The 15,724-nt window shown below is 66.4% G+C and carries 11 protein-coding genes; 3 read left to right on the top strand and 8 right to left on the bottom strand.

What is annotated here, in order from left to right; all coding sequences use genetic code 11:
* Positions 1-9: 9 nt before the first annotated feature.
* The 4 genes from AC3WUT_RS24275 to AC3WUT_RS24260 all read right to left on the bottom strand — a co-directional run bounded on the left by AC3WUT_RS24275 (position 10) and on the right by AC3WUT_RS24260 (position 6,623).
* On the bottom strand, positions 10-804 hold the full coding sequence (locus AC3WUT_RS24275; protein ID WP_492349628.1) for an enoyl-CoA hydratase/isomerase family protein: 795 nt from the start codon (positions 802-804) through the stop codon (positions 10-12).
* Complete coding sequence (locus AC3WUT_RS24270) at positions 797-1,924, bottom strand: CaiB/BaiF CoA transferase family protein (RefSeq protein ID WP_492349627.1); 1,128 nt, start codon at positions 1,922-1,924, stop codon at positions 797-799. Before AC3WUT_RS24270 ends, AC3WUT_RS24275 begins: the two co-directional genes overlap by 8 nt.
* Positions 1,925-2,045: 121 nt before the next feature.
* Positions 2,046-2,897, bottom strand: coding sequence for a DNA damage-inducible protein D (gene dinD, locus AC3WUT_RS24265; protein ID WP_492349626.1), 852 nt, complete (start codon positions 2,895-2,897; stop codon positions 2,046-2,048).
* Between the two features lie 117 nt (positions 2,898-3,014).
* A complete protein-coding gene (locus AC3WUT_RS24260) occupies positions 3,015-6,623 on the bottom strand; it encodes an indolepyruvate ferredoxin oxidoreductase family protein (RefSeq protein ID WP_492349625.1) in 3,609 nt (1,202 codons plus the stop codon).
* 121 nt (positions 6,624-6,744) lie between these two features.
* Between AC3WUT_RS24260 and AC3WUT_RS24255 the strand changes: the two genes are divergently transcribed.
* Positions 6,745-7,224, top strand: a complete 480-nt coding sequence (locus AC3WUT_RS24255) for an Lrp/AsnC family transcriptional regulator (protein ID WP_492349624.1) — start codon at positions 6,745-6,747, stop codon at positions 7,222-7,224.
* On the opposite strand, the gene AC3WUT_RS24250 is transcribed toward AC3WUT_RS24255, so the two are convergent.
* Positions 7,187-8,419, bottom strand: a complete 1,233-nt coding sequence (locus tag AC3WUT_RS24250; RefSeq protein WP_492349709.1) for a PepSY-associated TM helix domain-containing protein — start codon at positions 8,417-8,419, stop codon at positions 7,187-7,189. The two genes, AC3WUT_RS24255 and AC3WUT_RS24250, sit on opposite strands and share 38 nt — an antisense overlap.
* A gap of 43 nt (positions 8,420-8,462) precedes the next feature.
* On the bottom strand, positions 8,463-10,673 hold the full coding sequence (locus tag AC3WUT_RS24245) for a TonB-dependent siderophore receptor (RefSeq protein ID WP_492349623.1): 2,211 nt from the start codon (positions 10,671-10,673) through the stop codon (positions 8,463-8,465).
* A 158-nt stretch (positions 10,674-10,831) separates the two neighbouring features.
* On the opposite strand from AC3WUT_RS24245, the gene AC3WUT_RS24240 reads away from it, so the two are divergent.
* Positions 10,832-12,034, top strand: coding sequence for a M20 aminoacylase family protein (locus tag AC3WUT_RS24240; RefSeq protein WP_492349708.1), 1,203 nt, complete (start codon positions 10,832-10,834; stop codon positions 12,032-12,034).
* A gap of 23 nt (positions 12,035-12,057) precedes the next feature.
* Here AC3WUT_RS24240 and AC3WUT_RS24235 read toward each other — a convergent pair whose 3' ends face one another.
* Positions 12,058-12,447, bottom strand: a complete 390-nt coding sequence (locus tag AC3WUT_RS24235) for a hypothetical protein (protein WP_492349622.1) — start codon at positions 12,445-12,447, stop codon at positions 12,058-12,060.
* A gap of 307 nt (positions 12,448-12,754) precedes the next feature.
* Between AC3WUT_RS24235 and AC3WUT_RS24230 the strand changes: the two genes are divergently transcribed.
* Complete coding sequence (locus AC3WUT_RS24230; protein WP_492349621.1) at positions 12,755-15,349, top strand: adenosylcobalamin-dependent ribonucleoside-diphosphate reductase; 2,595 nt, start codon at positions 12,755-12,757, stop codon at positions 15,347-15,349.
* A gap of 15 nt (positions 15,350-15,364) precedes the next feature.
* Here AC3WUT_RS24230 and AC3WUT_RS24225 read toward each other — a convergent pair whose 3' ends face one another.
* Complete coding sequence (locus tag AC3WUT_RS24225) at positions 15,365-15,664, bottom strand: hypothetical protein (protein ID WP_492349620.1); 300 nt, start codon at positions 15,662-15,664, stop codon at positions 15,365-15,367.
* Between the last annotated feature and the right edge of the window lie 60 nt (positions 15,665-15,724).

Genomic DNA, 15,724 nt, shown 5'->3' with positions numbered 1-15,724 from the left:
AGGGTCGGGTCAGCGTTCGCTGTAACGTGGTGCGCGTCGGCCCAGAAAGGCCGCAATGCCTTCCTGAAAGTCGTCGGTCTGGCTGCACAGGATCTGGTTGCGGTCTTCCAGCGCCACCACGGCGTCCAGGCCGGCGGCGTCCACCGCGTGCCCCAGCGCGTCCTTGGTCAGGCGCAGGCCCAGGGGGCTGGCACGCAGCATGTCGTCGGCCAGCGCCTGTGCCTCTGCCTGCAACTCGGGCCCCGGCGCCACAGTGCTGACCAAGCCCAGGGCCTGGGCTCGGGCCGCGTCCATGAAGCGCCCGGTGAGCAGGTAGTGCGCGGCCACCGAACTGCCCACCATGCGGGGCAGAAAGTAGCTGACACCGACATCGCAGGCCGACAGGCCGATGCGAATGAAGGCCGCATTGAAGCGAGCATCAGGGGTGGCCAGGCGAATGTCGGAGGCCAGTGCCAAGGCAAAGCCGCCGCCGCTGGCCGCCCCTTGCACCAGGCTGATGATGGGCTGCGGGCAACGCCGCATGGCGATCATGATGTCGCGCAGGTCGCGCTGGACCGCCAGCATGCCCGGCACCCCCAGGGCACGGGCATCGGGGGCCTCTTTCAGGTCCAGGCCGCTGCAAAAGGCGGTACCAGCGCCTTGCAGCACCACCACCCGCAGTTCAGTGCGGCGATACAAGGCCTGAAAGTAGGCCAGCAGGGCTTGCACCAGCGCAGGGTTGAGGGCGTTGAGGCGCTCGGGCCGGTTCAGCGTGAGCCAGGCCACGGCGCCTTCTTCGCGCACCAGCAAAACGGCCTCAGGCACGGGGGCCTCCGGGGGGCAGAACGGCCTTCAGGGCGGGCCCATCAAGGCCCCACCGACGCAACAGCTCGCTGGCTGCGGGGGCCGACCGGGTGCCAGGCTGCTCGGGGACGCTGCGGCTGAAGCGTGGCGCCGGTGCGGGCTGGGTCAGGCCCTGGGCCGTCACAAAGGTGCCGCGGGCCTGGTTGTGGGGGTGCTGAGGGGCTTCGTCCCAGTCCAGCACGGGGGCAAAGCAGGCGTCGCTGCCCTCGAGCAGGGCACACCACTCGTCTCGCGTGCGGGTGCGGAACACATCGGCCAGCCGCAGCTTGAGCAGAGGCCAGGCCGCAGGGTCCATCTGGGCATCGAAGGCCGGGTCGTCGGCGATGCCGCAGCGCTCGCGCAGCAGGGCATAGAACTGCGGCTCGATGGCGCCGATGGCGACGTAGCGCCCGTCGGCACAGGCATAGGTGTCGTAGAAGTGGGCCCCCCCGTCAAGCAGGTTTTCGCCGCGCTGGTTGCTCCAGCGACCGGCCGCCTTGAAGCCGTACATCATGGCGGACAGCAGGGCGGCGCCATCGGTCATGGCCGCGTCGATCACCTGGCCCTGGCCCGAGCGCTGCGCCTCGTACAGCGCACTGAGCACGCCAAAGGCGAGCAGCATGGCACCGCCCCCGAAATCACCCACCAGATTGAGCGGCGGCACCGGCCCCTCGCCGCTGCGGCCGATGGCATGCAGGGCCCCGCTGAGGGCGATGTAGTTGATGTCGTGCCCCGCAGCCTGGGCCAGTGGGCCGTGCTGGCCCCAGCCGGTCATGCGGCCATAGACCAGGCGCGGGTTGCGTTGCAGGCAGGGCTCGGGCCCCAGGCCCAGGCGCTCCATGACACCCGGGCGAAAGCCCTCGATCAGCACATCGGCCCGCTCGATCAGACTGAGCACTGGGTCTGCCGCCCCAGCGGCGCGCAAATCCAGCGCGAGGTGGGTGCGGCCTCGGGCCAGGATGTCGTGCGGCGCATCCGGTGTGCCCGGGCGCTCGATGCGCAACACCTCGGCCCCCATGTCGGCCAGCAACATGGCACAAAAAGGACCCGGCCCCAGACCGGCCATCTCGATCACCTTGAGCCCTTGCAGTGGACCGGCCATGTGCGTCTCCTGCCGCCACAGCGGCGGCTGTTGTTGTCGCCATGATGGTTCAGCCACGGTTGCGCTGGCATCGTCGGAACAGACGAAACTGCGGCAACGGTGATGGCGGTTCAGCAGCGCCTCAACGGCGCTTGCGACCCAGCTTAGGGGTCAGGCCCGGGAGCTTCTGGGCTTCGGATTTCAGGCGACGCTCCAGCTTCTTGGCATCTTCAGCGGCCGGCAAGTCCTCCGGCACGATGTCGCGCTGGGTCAGCAGTTTTCGCACATCGCGGTTGTTCTTGATGTGCTCGCGGCTGATGCCGGACTCGCCGTGCAGGTCCTGTTGCTTGACCTGGGTGTTGGTGATTTCGTTGGCGAAGTCCTTGGCTTTGATGGTGATGGTAGGGAGAAAATCGGCCAGGGGCCGGCTGTCTGGCACCGCCAAGCGCTGCTTCATGTCGTGGGTACTCAGGCCGCCGAACAAGGCCGCATCGCCTCGGCTGAGAATGCGACTGAAGCCGGGGCTGTCGATGCCGCGCTCGAACAGGACGCCCGACAACTCCTTTTGCGAGAGCGTCAGCTTCTCGCGGGCGCGAAGGCGTTCCCATTCGGCCATTCGAACCTCAATCAGTTCCTGCTTTCGGGTTTGTACCGCAAAGTAGGTCATGGCAAAGGCGACAGCATCCTTGCGTGGATCGCCATTCTGGGCGATGAGGTAGCAGGCATAGCGGGTCAGCGCGATGTCACTCACTTCGCGCTCAGCTGTCTTGCCGACTTCGATCATCTTGTTGACGTCAACAAAATGATCGGACACAGCTTGTCCAGCGTTTTGGGAAGCCACCTTGGCCTTGTCGATCACGAGCTCGAAATTGCGCCATTCCTTGTAGCCAAGCAGGGTCTGCAGCTCTCTGGCCAGCCAATACTCCACGTCGTCTTTCCGACGCGCACAGTCCTCAAAGTTCTTGTGAAGTTGGTGAATGACTTCCTTTTTCATGGGGGCTCCCTGGCATGAGGGCACGTGCCCTCGGTTTGGAAAACCCCATGGTGATGCGCCAGCGGCTGGCCCCTCGGGGCCAGCAGGCTGAGCGTAGGCGCTGGCGGGTCAAGCGGGTCAGGCCGCGCGCACCTCGATGCCTTTGAACTGGCCGGCCTGCGGTCCGCCTTGCGGGCGCGGGTAGCGCTGTGGATCCAGGCGGTGCAGCAGTTCGGCCTCGCGCCGGCGGGCGCGCTCAACGTTGCGCGCCTTGACGTGGCCAAAGCCACGCATGGACAGCGGCAGGGCGAGCAGCTCCAGCGCCAAGGGCAGTCGCTCGGCGTTGATCAGGGGCAGCAGTTCATGCACCCGGGCCTCGTAGGCCTGGATGAGTGCGCGCTCCATGCGGCGTTCGGCTGTGTGCCCGAACACGTCGAGCGGGGTGCCGCGCAAAGCCTTGCCGCGCGCCAGCAGGCGCATGGCGGGCAACATCCAGGCGCCGAGTCGCAGCTTGGCCGGGGGCTGACCGTTGCGCCCCCGCGCCAGCAGCGGCGGAGCCATGTGGAACGCCAGCTGCAGCTCACCTTCGAACTGCTGAGCCAGGGCCTCGCGAAAGGCGGGCGTACTGTAAAGGCGGGCCACTTCGTACTCGTCTTTGTAGGCCATGAGCTTGAGCGCGCTGCGTGCCACCGTCTGGCTCAGGGCACCGCCTGGGGACAAGCCCAGGGCCTGCTCGCGTGCCAGCACGGCTTGCACGAGTTCATCGTGCCGACGGGCATAGGCTGCATTCTGGTAGGCACCAAGCAGCTCACCCGCCTGCCGACGCAAGGCCTCCAGATCGCCCGGCACCTGCAGGGCCGAACCCTGTGCAGGGGCTTCCAGCAGGCTTTGGCACAGCTCGGGTCGGGCCGCCGCCAGGCGCCCCAGGGAGAAGGCCAGCAGGTTGGTGGGCACGGCCACGCCATTGAGCTCAATGGCGCGCAGCATGGCGGCCAGGCTCAAGGGCACCAGCCCGCGTTGCCAGGCGTAGCCCATGGCCAGGATGTTGGCGACGATGGTGTCGCCCAGAAAATCTTCGGCCAGGGCTTGAGCGTCAAAGGTTTCGAGCTGGCCCGGACCAGCCGCAAACTCCAACTTGTCGATCAGCTGATCGACCTGCAGGCTGGCGTCGGGGTTGCGAATGGATTCGGCCACAGGCACTTCGTGGGTGTTGACCAGCAGCCGGGTGCGGCCGCGGCGCACGGTCTGCAAGGCTTCGGGTGAGGCCGCCACGACGATGTCGCAGGCCAGCACGGCATCGGCCTGCTGGGTATCGATGCGCACCTGGTTCAGGCGCTCGGGCACATCGGCCAGGCGCACAAAGGAAAGCACCGAACCACCCTTCTGCGCAAAGCCCATGAAGTCGAGCACGCTGGCGCTCTTGCCCTCGAGGTGGGCGGCCATGGCGATCACGGCGCCCACGGTGACCACGCCCGTGCCCCCCACACCGGTGACCAGCAGGTCGTAGGGGGCCTCCCACACATGGGCCGTGGGGTGCGGCAGTGCGGCGACATGCTGCTCGAAGGCTGCCGAGGCGGTCTGCAAGGCCCCCATCTTGCGGCGAGGCTGGCCGCCGCTGACGCTGACAAAACTGGGGCAGAAGCCCTTGGCACAGGAATAGTCCTTGTTGCAGCTGCTCTGGTCGATGCGGCGCTTGCGGCCCATCGAGGTTTCGTGGGGCAACACGGCCACGCAGTTGCTCTGGGCCGAGCAGTCGCCACAGCCTTCACAGACGGCGTCATAGATGAAGAGTCGACGCGACGGGTCAGCCAGTTGGCCCTTCTTGCGACGCCGACGCTTTTCAGCGGCGCAGGTCTGCTCGTAGATCAGCACGGTGACACCAGGCACCTCGCGTAGGCGGCGCTGCACCGCATCGAGCTGGCTGCGGTCATGGAACTCGGTCCCGGCCGGAAACCGATCGCGCTGCGCGGCATATTTGTCGATGTCGTCAGACAGCACCACCACCTGCTTCACGCCCTCACTTTCGACCTGGCGGGCAATGGCGTCGACGCTGATCACGCCATCCACGGGCTGCCCTCCGGTCATGGCCACGGCATCGTTGAACAGGATCTTGTAGGTCAGGGTGGCCTGGGCGGCCACAGCCTGCCGGATCGCCAGATAGCCCGAGTGGTAGTAGGTACCGTCCCCCAGGTTCTGGAACACATGAGGCGTGCGCGTGAACATCGAGTGCGAGACCCAGTCCACCCCCTCGCCCCCCATCTGGATCAGGCCGGCCGTGTCGCGCTCCATCCAGTTGGCCATGAAATGGCAGCCGATGCCGGCCCGTGCGGTCGATCCCTCGGGCACCACGGTCGAGGTGTTGTGCGGACAGCCTGCGCAGAAGTAGGGCAGGCGCTTGACACTGTCGGCACTGTTGGCCAACAACGGTGCGGGCACAAAGTCGACCACATGGCGGCGATGATCGTTGAAGGTGCTGTTGTCCGGAAAATGACGCAGCAGCCAGTCGGCCATCAGCTCGATCAGGCGTGAGGGCCGCAGTTCACCCAGGGCCGAAACCAGGGGCCGGCCTTGTGCGTCGTGCTTGCCGACCAGGGCCGGGCGGGTTTCGGGCGGGGCGTTGTAGAACAGCTCGCGCAGTTGCTGCTCGACCACCGCCCCTTTTTCCTCGATCACCAGGATCTCGCGCAGGCCCTGGGCAAAGGCACGCACCCGGGTGGTCTCGATCGGAAACGACAGGCCCACCTTGTACAGTCGCACACCGGCCGTCGCGAGCATGGCCGGGCTGATTTCCAGGCGGCGCAGCACTTCCATGAGGTCGTAATGGGCCTTGCCACAAGTGATGATGCCGACCTGGGCATGGGGCGACTCGATGATGTGGCGGTCAATGCTGTTGACCTGGGCGAAAGCCGCCACCGCGGCCAGCTTGTCGGGCAACCGCGACTCGATGCGCAGCGAGGGCAGATCAGGCCAGCGGTAATGCAGACCGTCGGCTGGGGGCTGGTGGCCGGTGAGGGTGCGCACCGCCTCGGCACCCTGCCACTTTGCCACGCGGGCGTTGACCTCATCGAGGTTGACCGTGGCGCCGCTTTCAACCACCTCGGACAAGGCGGTCAGCCCGACCCAGTTACCGCTGTAGCGCGACAGGGCCCAGCCATACAGGCCAAACTCCAGGTATTCAGCCACATTGGCCGGCGAGACCACGGGCATGTGAAATGCCTGCATCAGTTGATCGCTCTGGTGCGGCATCGAGGACGACACACAGCCGTGGTCGTCCCCAGCCACCACCAGCACGCCGCCACGCGGTGACGAGCCATAGGCATTGCCGTGCTTGAGCGCATCGGCGGCGCGGTCAACGCCCGGTCCCTTGCCGTACCACATGGCGTAGACGGCATCGACGGTGCGCTCGGGGTCAGACTCGACGCGCTGGGTGCCGAGCACCTGGGTGGCACCCAGTTCCTCGTTGACGGCAGGCACGAAGCGCACGCCATGATCGGAGAATTTTTTTCCGACTTTCCAGATCGCCTGGTCGAGCATGCCCAGCGGCGAGCCACGGTAGCCACTGACAAAACCCTGGGTGTTCAGGCCCTGGGCCGCATCGCGGTTGCGCTGCATCAGCAGCAGACGCACCAGGGCCTGGGTGCCGGTGAGAAAGACCTGCCCGCGCTCGGCCCAGAGGTTGTCGGACAGTTTGAAATCAGGGCGCAACACAGGGGCTGGCGGCGCCATCAGGGGGGTGGATGTCTCCATGTTCTTCTCGCGCCCCGCAGGGCTTTGGGGAAGCCATGAGCTTGCCGGAGACGCGTGAGAATTTGATTCTTAGTTTTTGGTCAATTGCGCAGATTCGAGAATTTCATTCCTAAAATCAGTCATGCATGAGAATTTCACACTTGATGCCGCCAGCCTGCTGATCCTGCAGGAACTGCAACGCGACTCGCGCCAGACCGTGCAGCAGATCGCCACCAAGGTCGGCCTGTCAACCACGCCGTGCTGGAAGCGCATCAAGGAGCTGGAGGCGGCCGGGGTGATCCGGGGCTACACAGCCCTGGTAGACCGCAGCAAGGTGGGCCTGAACCTGCTGGTGGTGGTGGAGGTGAACCTGAGCCAGCACACCGAGACCACGGTTCGCCAGTTCGAACGCGAGGTGGCGGTCTCGCCCCACATCGTGCGCTGCCTGAGCACGACCGGGCAGGCCGACTACATCCTGACCGTGATGGCGCGCGATGTGGCGCACTACGAGCAACTCTTGCACGGCACCATCTTCAGACTGCCAGGGGTGTCGCAGGTGCGCTCCAGCATCGTGCTCAACGAGGTCAAGTCGGAGGTGCGGCTACCGGTGGGCGAGGCCTAACAGCCCGGCGCTTGCGCCACCAGATCACCACCCCGGTCACACTCAAAGTGGCCACGACCAGCCCCATGGCCGAAATCAACACGCGCCCCGGCAGGCCCAGGATGCGCCCCGAGTGCAGCGGGAACTGCGCCTGCACAAACAGGTCGGCGGCCGTGCCTTTCCAAGGTTCGCGCTGGCCCAGCACCCGCCCATCTCGGCTGTCGATGTAAAGCTCGCGGTGACCCACGCCACCGCTGCCGTGACCGTCTTCGGGGCGGAAGAACTGCACCCCATACACACCATGGAAGCGCGCATGGTAGAGCGCGCCGGCCGGCTCGCGCCAACCCAGGCGTTCGGCCTCCCGGCGGGCCCGCGCCAGCGCCTCGGCCCAGTCCAGGCGCGGCGTGATGGCGGCCCCGGGCACCGCATCCAGGGGCGATGGCGTGCGCTGCGAGACCAGAGAGATGGCGGGCAGGAACAGTTCGCGGTAGAAGTTGAGCGAGAACGCGGTGAAGGCCAATGTCAGCAACAGCGCCCAGGTCCAGAGGCTGCCCGCGCGGTGCAGATCGAAGTTGAGCTTGTACGCGCCGGCACGCCAGCGCAGCACCCAGGCCGGCCGCCAACGCTGCCAGAAGCCGGGAGCGGCGCGCACCGGTGCGGCCCGCCTGCGCGGTGGCAGGGTGAGCACCAGGCCGGTGAAGCAATCCACGGTCCAGACAGCCGCGATCACACCCATCAGCCACACGCCCCAGCGGTCGATGCCCCAGGCGCTGGGCAGGTGCAGGCTGTAGTGCAGTACGTAAAGGAACGAGACCAGGTTCTCCCGTCCCAAGGGCCACAGCGCCCCCCATTGACGACGCCCCAGCTCGGCCCCTGACACCGGGTCGACGAAGACCTGGTTGAAGTCGGCGGCCACCGGCAAGCCTGTGCCCGGGTCGATGCGGGGCTGCACGCCCAGGGCCAGGGCATGTCCAGGCTCAGCCACCAAAGGCAGGTAGCTGATTTCGACCTGGGGGTGGCGGGCCTCAACGGCCTGCGCCAGCTCCAGTGCCGATTGCGGTTCGCCCATGCCTGGGGCGTGGTTGAACTGGGGGTTCAACCATTCATCAAGTTCGTGGTCCCAGGAGATGACCGCGCCGGTGACACCCGCCACGAACAGAAAGCCTGCCATCAGCAGGCCAGCCCAGCGGTGCAGACGCACCAGCCAGGCGCGCAGGTCCAGAGCCGTTGAACGGCCCTTGACCGTCACCTTGACGCGCTCAGAAGCGCCACTGGACGCTGAGCTTGGCATTGCGGGGGGCCCCATAGAAGCCTTGCGCCCAGTACAGGCTGTTGATGTACTTGCGGTCGGTCAGGTTGTCGATGTTGAAGGTGGCGCTCCAGTGGGCGTCGATGTCGTAGCGGGCCATGAGGCCGACCAGGGCGTAGGCCGCCTGGCGCGTGATGACTTCACGCCCCTGGGTATCGGTCACGCCCTGGTCGCGTGAGATGTGGCTCTGCCAGCGCAGATTGGCCCCCAACTTCAACCCCGGCATCCGATCCAGCTTGTAGACGGTGGACAGGCGCAGGGTCTGGCGTGGTACGTAGGTGCGCGCGTCGGCACCGGTGCTGTCGTTCTGGATGCGCATGTGGGTGAAGCCCCCACTGAGCTCCCAAGCCGGCGTCAGTCGACCGGCCACGTCGAGTTCGAATCCGGTTGAGGTGGCATCGACCGTGCGGTAGACCAAGGTACTGCCCACATAGGTGGCCGTGGCTTCTGCGGTGTTGTTCTGCTGGGTGCGGAACACCGAGGCCGAGGCATTCAGTCGGCGCTCGTACCACTCCCCCTTGGCGCCCAGTTCGAGGTTGCGCCCCTCGATGGGAGGCAGGGGCTGCAGATTGGCGCCCACCTCGGTCTGTGGATTGAAGATGCCGGCATAGCTGGCATAGAGGCTGTGCTGGGCATCCAATGCATAGGTGCCGCCCAGGTAAGGCAAGGCCTTGGTCTTGGCGTACTGGTGCTGCACACCATAGTTCTGTCCGCTGCTGTCGACCTGGGTCACGTTGCCCCCGGTGAACAGCTTGAGACGATCAGACAGGTTCCAGCGGGCTGTGCCGTAAACGCTTTGGCGCCGGATCGCAAAGCTGGCGCTGTTCGAATAGGCATCAAAACTCGGTTGGGTGTAGTTGCCGGTCCAGTCGCTCAGCGAGGGCAAGGCGGTGCCGATGTCGGCGCTGTACCAGGACAGTTGCTGGGTATCGCTGCGCGCCGTATTGGCCCCCAGCACCAGTTCGTGGCGGCGCCCAGCCAGCTCGAACGGTCCGCTGGCATAGAGGTCGACCAGGGTCTGCTTTTCGCGACTGCGGTAGTACGAGGGGTAGCTGTAAAGGCCCAGCCCGGAGCTGGCGTCGGGTGTGCCATAGGCATAGAACAGATTGCCCTCGGAGCGCAGCAGGCGCTGACTGAGTACGCCTTTGACCTGCCAGCCGCTGTCGAGCTGATGGGCCAACTCGACAAAGCTGCGGGTATCGGAGGTGTTCCAGTTGCTCCAACTGGCCGCCGTGCTGGTGGAGACGGGGTAGTTGGTGGCGCTGCCGTCGGTGTTGTAGAGCGGCAGGGCACCCCACATGCTGCCGCGCGGCTGGTTCTTCTGGTAGCTCAGGCCCGCACTCAGGCGGGTGCCGGGAGCCAGATCAGCCTCCAAAACCCCAGACAGCACCTGCTTGTGCAGCGAATAGCGGTCGAGGTAGCTGTTCTTGTCCTGATCGGCCAGCACCAGGCGCCCGCGCAAGGTGCCGGCGGCATTCAGCGGGCCGGCGATGTCGGCGTCCAGACGGCGGTTGTTCCAGCTGCCCAGGCTCAGGCCGGCCGAGGCCTGGAATTCGGTGGTCGGGCGCTTGCGCACGAAGTTGATGGTGGCCGAGGGGTTGCCGGTGGACGACATCAACCCGTTGGCGCCTCGCAGCACTTCGACACGGTCAAACAGCGCGGTGTCCAAGTCACCCTCCTGCCCCCCGTTGGTGAAGGGCAGACCCAGGCCATCGACCTGGAAGTTGCTGATGTCGAAGCCGCGGGCGCTGTAGTAGGTGCGATCCGTCTCGATGCGTTCGACCTGGATGCCGGTGGCGTTGTCCAGCACCTCGTTGACGTTTTGCAGCGCGAAATCATCCATCTGCGAGCGCGTGATCACACTGATGGACTGCGGCGTGTCCTTGATCGACAACTCAAGCCGGGTGGCGGTGCTGGTGGCGCGGGTGGTGTAGGCGCCGGTGCCTTCGGTGCTGGCATCACGGCCGGACGAGACCGTCACCTCTTTGAGGGTCTGGGCGACCGGTTCCGCAGCCAAAGCCTGCAGCGCGGGGGCAGCCAGGGCCATCGCAGCCGCCAGGGCATGCAGGCTGAAACCCTGGTGGGTGGCAGGTTGACCGGGGTTGAAAGAGCGCCGTCGTGGGCGGCTGGCGGACTTGGGCGGATGAGGTACGGTGGTCATTCGCCCAATTTTAATGCGAATGATTCCCATTTGTGAAACAGGTTTGCAAAGGTAAGGGCATTGCCAACGCCCGCCATGGCGACACAAGATGGACAATGAGCGCCTTGTCCAGCCTCCGGGCCCGGCGCGCCAAGGCTGCGCAGCAGGCCCCCGCCACCATGACCGCATCCACCCCCGACATCACCCCCTACCTGGGTCAGTTGATCGGCTTTCGCCGCGACTTGCATGCCCACCCCGAGCTGAAATACGAAGAGCAGCGCACCGCCGCCCGTGTGGCGGCCTACCTGGAGGCCCTGGGCCTGCCGGTGCACCGGGGCCTGGCGCAGACCGGGGTGGTGGCCACGCTGCACGGCCGTGGCCGCAACGCTGCCAACCCGGGGCCGGCGGTGGGGCTGCGCGCCGACATGGACGCGCTGCCGGTGCAGGAGCTCAACACCTTCGGCCACGCCAGCCAGCATGAGGGCCGCATGCACGCCTGTGGTCACGATGGCCACACCACCATGCTGCTGGGGGCGGCCACCTTGCTGGCACGGCAAGCCGACTTTGACGGCACCGTGCACTTCATCTTCCAGCCCGGCGAGGAAGGCGGTGCCGGCGCCCGGGCCATGATGCAGGAGGGCCTGTTCGAGCGCTTTCCGATGCAGGCCGTGTTTGCACTGCACAACTGGCCCGCCCTGCCAGCCGGCCAGATGGGTGTGCGGGTGGGGCCCATCATGGCCTCGGCCAACCGCTTCGAGGTCCGCGTGACGGGGCGTGGCGGCCACGCCGCCCAGCCGCACGCTGCGTTGGACCCGATCCCGGTGGCCTGCGCCATCGTGGGCCAGTTGCAGTTGCTGGTGTCACGCCAGACCGACCCGCTGGACAGCGCGGTACTCACGGTCGGCAAGATCGAAGGCGGCACAGTGGAGAACATCATTCCCGACGAGGCCGCCCTGTACGGCACCTGTCGCACCCTGCAGCCCGAGACGCTGGAACGGCTGGTGGCGGGCATCGAACGCATCGCCACCCACGTGGCCGAAGCCCATGGCTGCACCGCGCGCGTGATCATCAAGCCCGGCTACCCCTGCACCGTGAACCACGCCCGCGAGGCTCGCTTCATGGGCGAGGTGATGGCTGAGGTGGTCGGCCCGCAGCAGGCCCACACCGACGTGCTGCCAGCAATGACCGCCGAAGATTTCGGCTTCATGCTGGAGCAGGTGCCCGGCGCCTACGGCTGGATCGGCAACGCAGCCATTGGCCAGACCGGTGTGAACCTGCACGCCGCGCATTACGACTTCAATGACGACGTCCTGGGCCTGGGCGCCACCTTCTGGGACCGACTGGCACGCCAATGGTTTGCCCGTGGCATGGGCCGCGCTTGAAATACCGGGCCAGGCCTGACGATTCAACGCACCGGTGACGGCGCCAGCGGTTCGAGCGCCTGCCGCCCCAGCAGGGCCAGGCCTTCGGCCACGCCGCGCAGACGCAGACTCAGCGCCTGGCTGAGCAGCGACGCCAAGACGGCCTCGGCCTGGGGCCGGGCCACCACGTCTTTCACCAAGGCCCACAGGGTGAGCACGCCGCGCTCGGTCTCGACCAGGGTCAAGGGGGCGGCTTCGGCCCAGTCACCGCCGCCCTGCAGGGCTTCGGCCAGGCCTTGCTGAGTCAGCAAAATGGCCGTGGCCCGGATCGAGCCATCGTCCACCGTGGCCTTGAGACGGGGTGCGGTGTCTGGGGCTGGATGGAAGCGGCCCCCCGACGGGGTACTGGGATCTTGCAGATGCGGGATGCGCATGGTGTCTCCGGGTTCAGTGCGGCGCTTCGGCACCAGGCCGAGCCAGCGGGGTGCACCCAAGGGCCAAAACAGTGCGCGACGCCCACCGCCAAGCGGAAACACCGGGATCCGTTTCACTTAAAAAACATTGTTTTAGATTTGCACTCATCACAGTCATCTCAAGCAAGGCACATGCCTGGGTTGTCTCCTGACACAGCTTCCCATGATCAACAGGAGGCGAGACCTCTTGCTGATCAGGGTCAAGCACAGCACTCAAGTCGGGCCTATGCTGCGTTCTTTTCGGTGCCCCGCCACCCAAGGAATACCCATGGACACTGCCGTCACCGCCACCGCCGCGGCGCTCGCCCCTCAAAGCATCACCACCGAGGTGCTGCAGGAGAAATACTGTCAGGCAGAACTGGGTGAAACCTCGGCCGGCCAGGTGTTCGAGCGCGTGGCGCGGGCGGTGGCCTCGGTCGAGCCCACCCCCGAATTGCGCGCCGAGATGGGCGAGAAGTTCCGCCTCAACATGTTGGCCGGGGCCATTGGCGCCGGGCGCATCATGGCGTCGGCCGGTGCGGGCCACAACGCCACCTTCATCAACTGCTTTGTGCAACCCGTGGGCGATGCGGCGGTCGGCTACGACGAAGATGGCGTGCCTGGCATCTACACGGCGCTGTCGCAGGCCAGCGAAACCCTGCGCCGCGGTGGCGGTGTGGGTTACAACTTTTCGGCGATTCGCCCGAAAGGCGCCTTGGTGAAAGGCACAAACTCCGACGCATCCGGCCCCTGCACCTTCATGGATGTATTCGACGCCTCGTGCCGCACGGTGATGGCGGCCGGCTCGCGGCGGGGCGCGCAGATGGGCATCCTGAACATCGACCACCCCGACGTGCAGGAGTTCATCGAAGCCAAGCGCACCAAGGGGCGCTGGAACAACTTCAATGTGTCGGTGGGGGTGACCAAGGCCTTCATGCAGGCACTGGCCGCGCAAGGCCAGGTGCAGCTGGTGCACAAGGCGCGCCCGACACGGGCCCTGATCGAGCGAGGCGCCTTCCAACGCGACGATGGCCTGTGGGTGTACCAGGAGGTGAGTGCCAGCGCCTTGTGGGACCGCGTGATGCGCTCGGCCTACGACTACGCCGAGCCGGGCATCATTTTTCTCGATCGGGTCAACGAAGACAACAATCTGCGCTACTGCGAAGAGATCGTCGCCACCAATCCCTGCGGCGAACAGCCGCTGTGTGCCTATGGCTGTTGCGATCTGGGCCCAATCATCCTGCCGAGCTTTGTGCAGCAGCCCTTCACGCCGGCGGCGCGCTTCGATGAAGCCGGCTTCGTCGCCTCGGTGCGACTGCAGGTGCGCTTTCTCGACAACGTGCTGGATGCCACGCCCTGGCCGCTGAAAGAGCAACAGGAACAGGCCATGGCCAAACGGCGCATCGGCGTGGGCTTCACCGGCATGGGCAATGCCCTGGCCATGCTGAACCTGCGCTACGACAGCGAGGCCGGCCGACGTCAGGCCGCCCACATCGCCGAGTTGATGCGTGACGCGGCCTACGCCGCCTCGATCGACCTGGCGATCGAACGCGGGCCGTTCCCGGCCCTGCAGGCCGAGGCCTATCTGGCGCCCGGTACCTTTGCATCGCGCCTGCCCGAGGCCCTGAAGGCACGCATCCGCGAGCACGGCATCCGCAACAGCCACCTGCTGTCGATCGCCCCCACCGGCACCGTGAGCCTGGCCTTTGCCGACAACGCCAGCAACGGCATCGAGCCGCCTTTCTCGCTCGCCTACACGCGCAACAAGCGCACCCCAGAAGGCGGCACCCAGGCCTTTGCCGTGGTGGACCACGGCCTGCGGGTTTTCCTCGGCACGCTGGAGCCGGCCTTTGGCAACGCCGTGCTGGACGCCGTGTGCCGCTATCAGGATGAGTTCAGCCACGAAGGCCAGCGCCTGCGCGTGAGCCAGGTGCTGCCCAACTCGATGGTGACCGCGCTGGCCATGTCCTGCGATGAGCACCTGGCGATGATGGGCGCGGTGCAGCCCTTCATCGACACGGCCATCAGCAAGACCGTGAACGTACCGGCCGACTACCCGTTCGAGGACTTCAAACAGCTGTACCTGCGCGCCCATGCCTATGGCCTGAAGGGGTGTGCCACCTACCGCCCCAACGACACCCTGGGCTCGGTGCTGGAAGTGCCTGCCACCGCAGCGGCCGGCGCCAATCCCTCCGGCGCCAGCCCCAGCCCCGCGCCGGCCCCGCTGGACATGGACCCGCTGCGCATCAGCATCGAAAAGCGCCCCGAAGGTGAGACCCCGGCGGTGACCGAGAAACTGGTTTACCACACCTCCGAAGGCCAGAAGTCGCTGTACCTGGTGGTGTCTTTCGTGAGCGTGGAAGGCTTTCTGGATGGCCAAAGGGTAACGGTGGAGCGCCCGCTGGAGGTGTTCATCCCGGCGGGCCAGAACGACGAGGCCCAGCAATGGGTGACCGCTGTGGCCCGGGTACTGTCGCTGACGGCCCGCGATGGGCGACTGCCCAAGGCGCTGGCCGATCTGCGCAAGGTGACCTGGGACAAAGGCCCCGTGCGCTCGGGCTACTACCGCAAGGCCGACGGCACCCGGGTGCCACGCTTTCACAGCTCGGAAGTCGCGGCCATCGCCTACGCAGTGCAACAGATCCTGTACCGACGTGGCTTTCTCGACGACGAAGGCCGGGTGATCCCGGCGCTGCGCCAACAGGCGTCGCGGGCTGCGGCCCCGGGCCAGGCCCCAGTGCCGGCGCCAGGCGAGCCCGCCATGCTGCCGCACATGGAGGTCACGCCGGGCAAGCCCTGCCCCGAATGTGGCGCCCATGCGCTGGTCAAGAAGGACGGCTGCGAGTTCTGCACCCATTGCGGCTACCTCGGCTCTTGCGGTTGACGACGATGAGCCCACTCAAGGCCGTTCTGCATCCTGCAGGCCAGCCTGGTAGCGGCAACGAAGTTCGGTGATGCGCACACCCTGTGGCGCACTCTCCAGCGACTGCGCCTTGGGCTCCAGCCCGCCCCAGCGGTTGCGCACCTGGTCGATCTGGTAAGTGCGATCCCAATGGGGCCCCAGGCCGCGCGCCATGCAGCGTTGCACATCGGCATAACGCTGGGCCAGATCACCGTCGCCGTCTTCGGCATGGGCCTGGCCCAAGGGCAGCAACAAAGGAGACAGCAGGAGGATGGGGAGAAGAAGGCGCAGCAGCATCGGTCAAGAACAAAGAGGAACAAACGACAGAAGCCCCGCCGTGAAACGACGGGGCCGAAC

This window comes from Curvibacter sp. EU05-FHT14A10, from assembly GCF_058791075.1.
The sequence above is the reverse complement of the archived record's forward strand: the minus strand, read 5'-3'. Positions and strand labels throughout refer to the sequence as shown.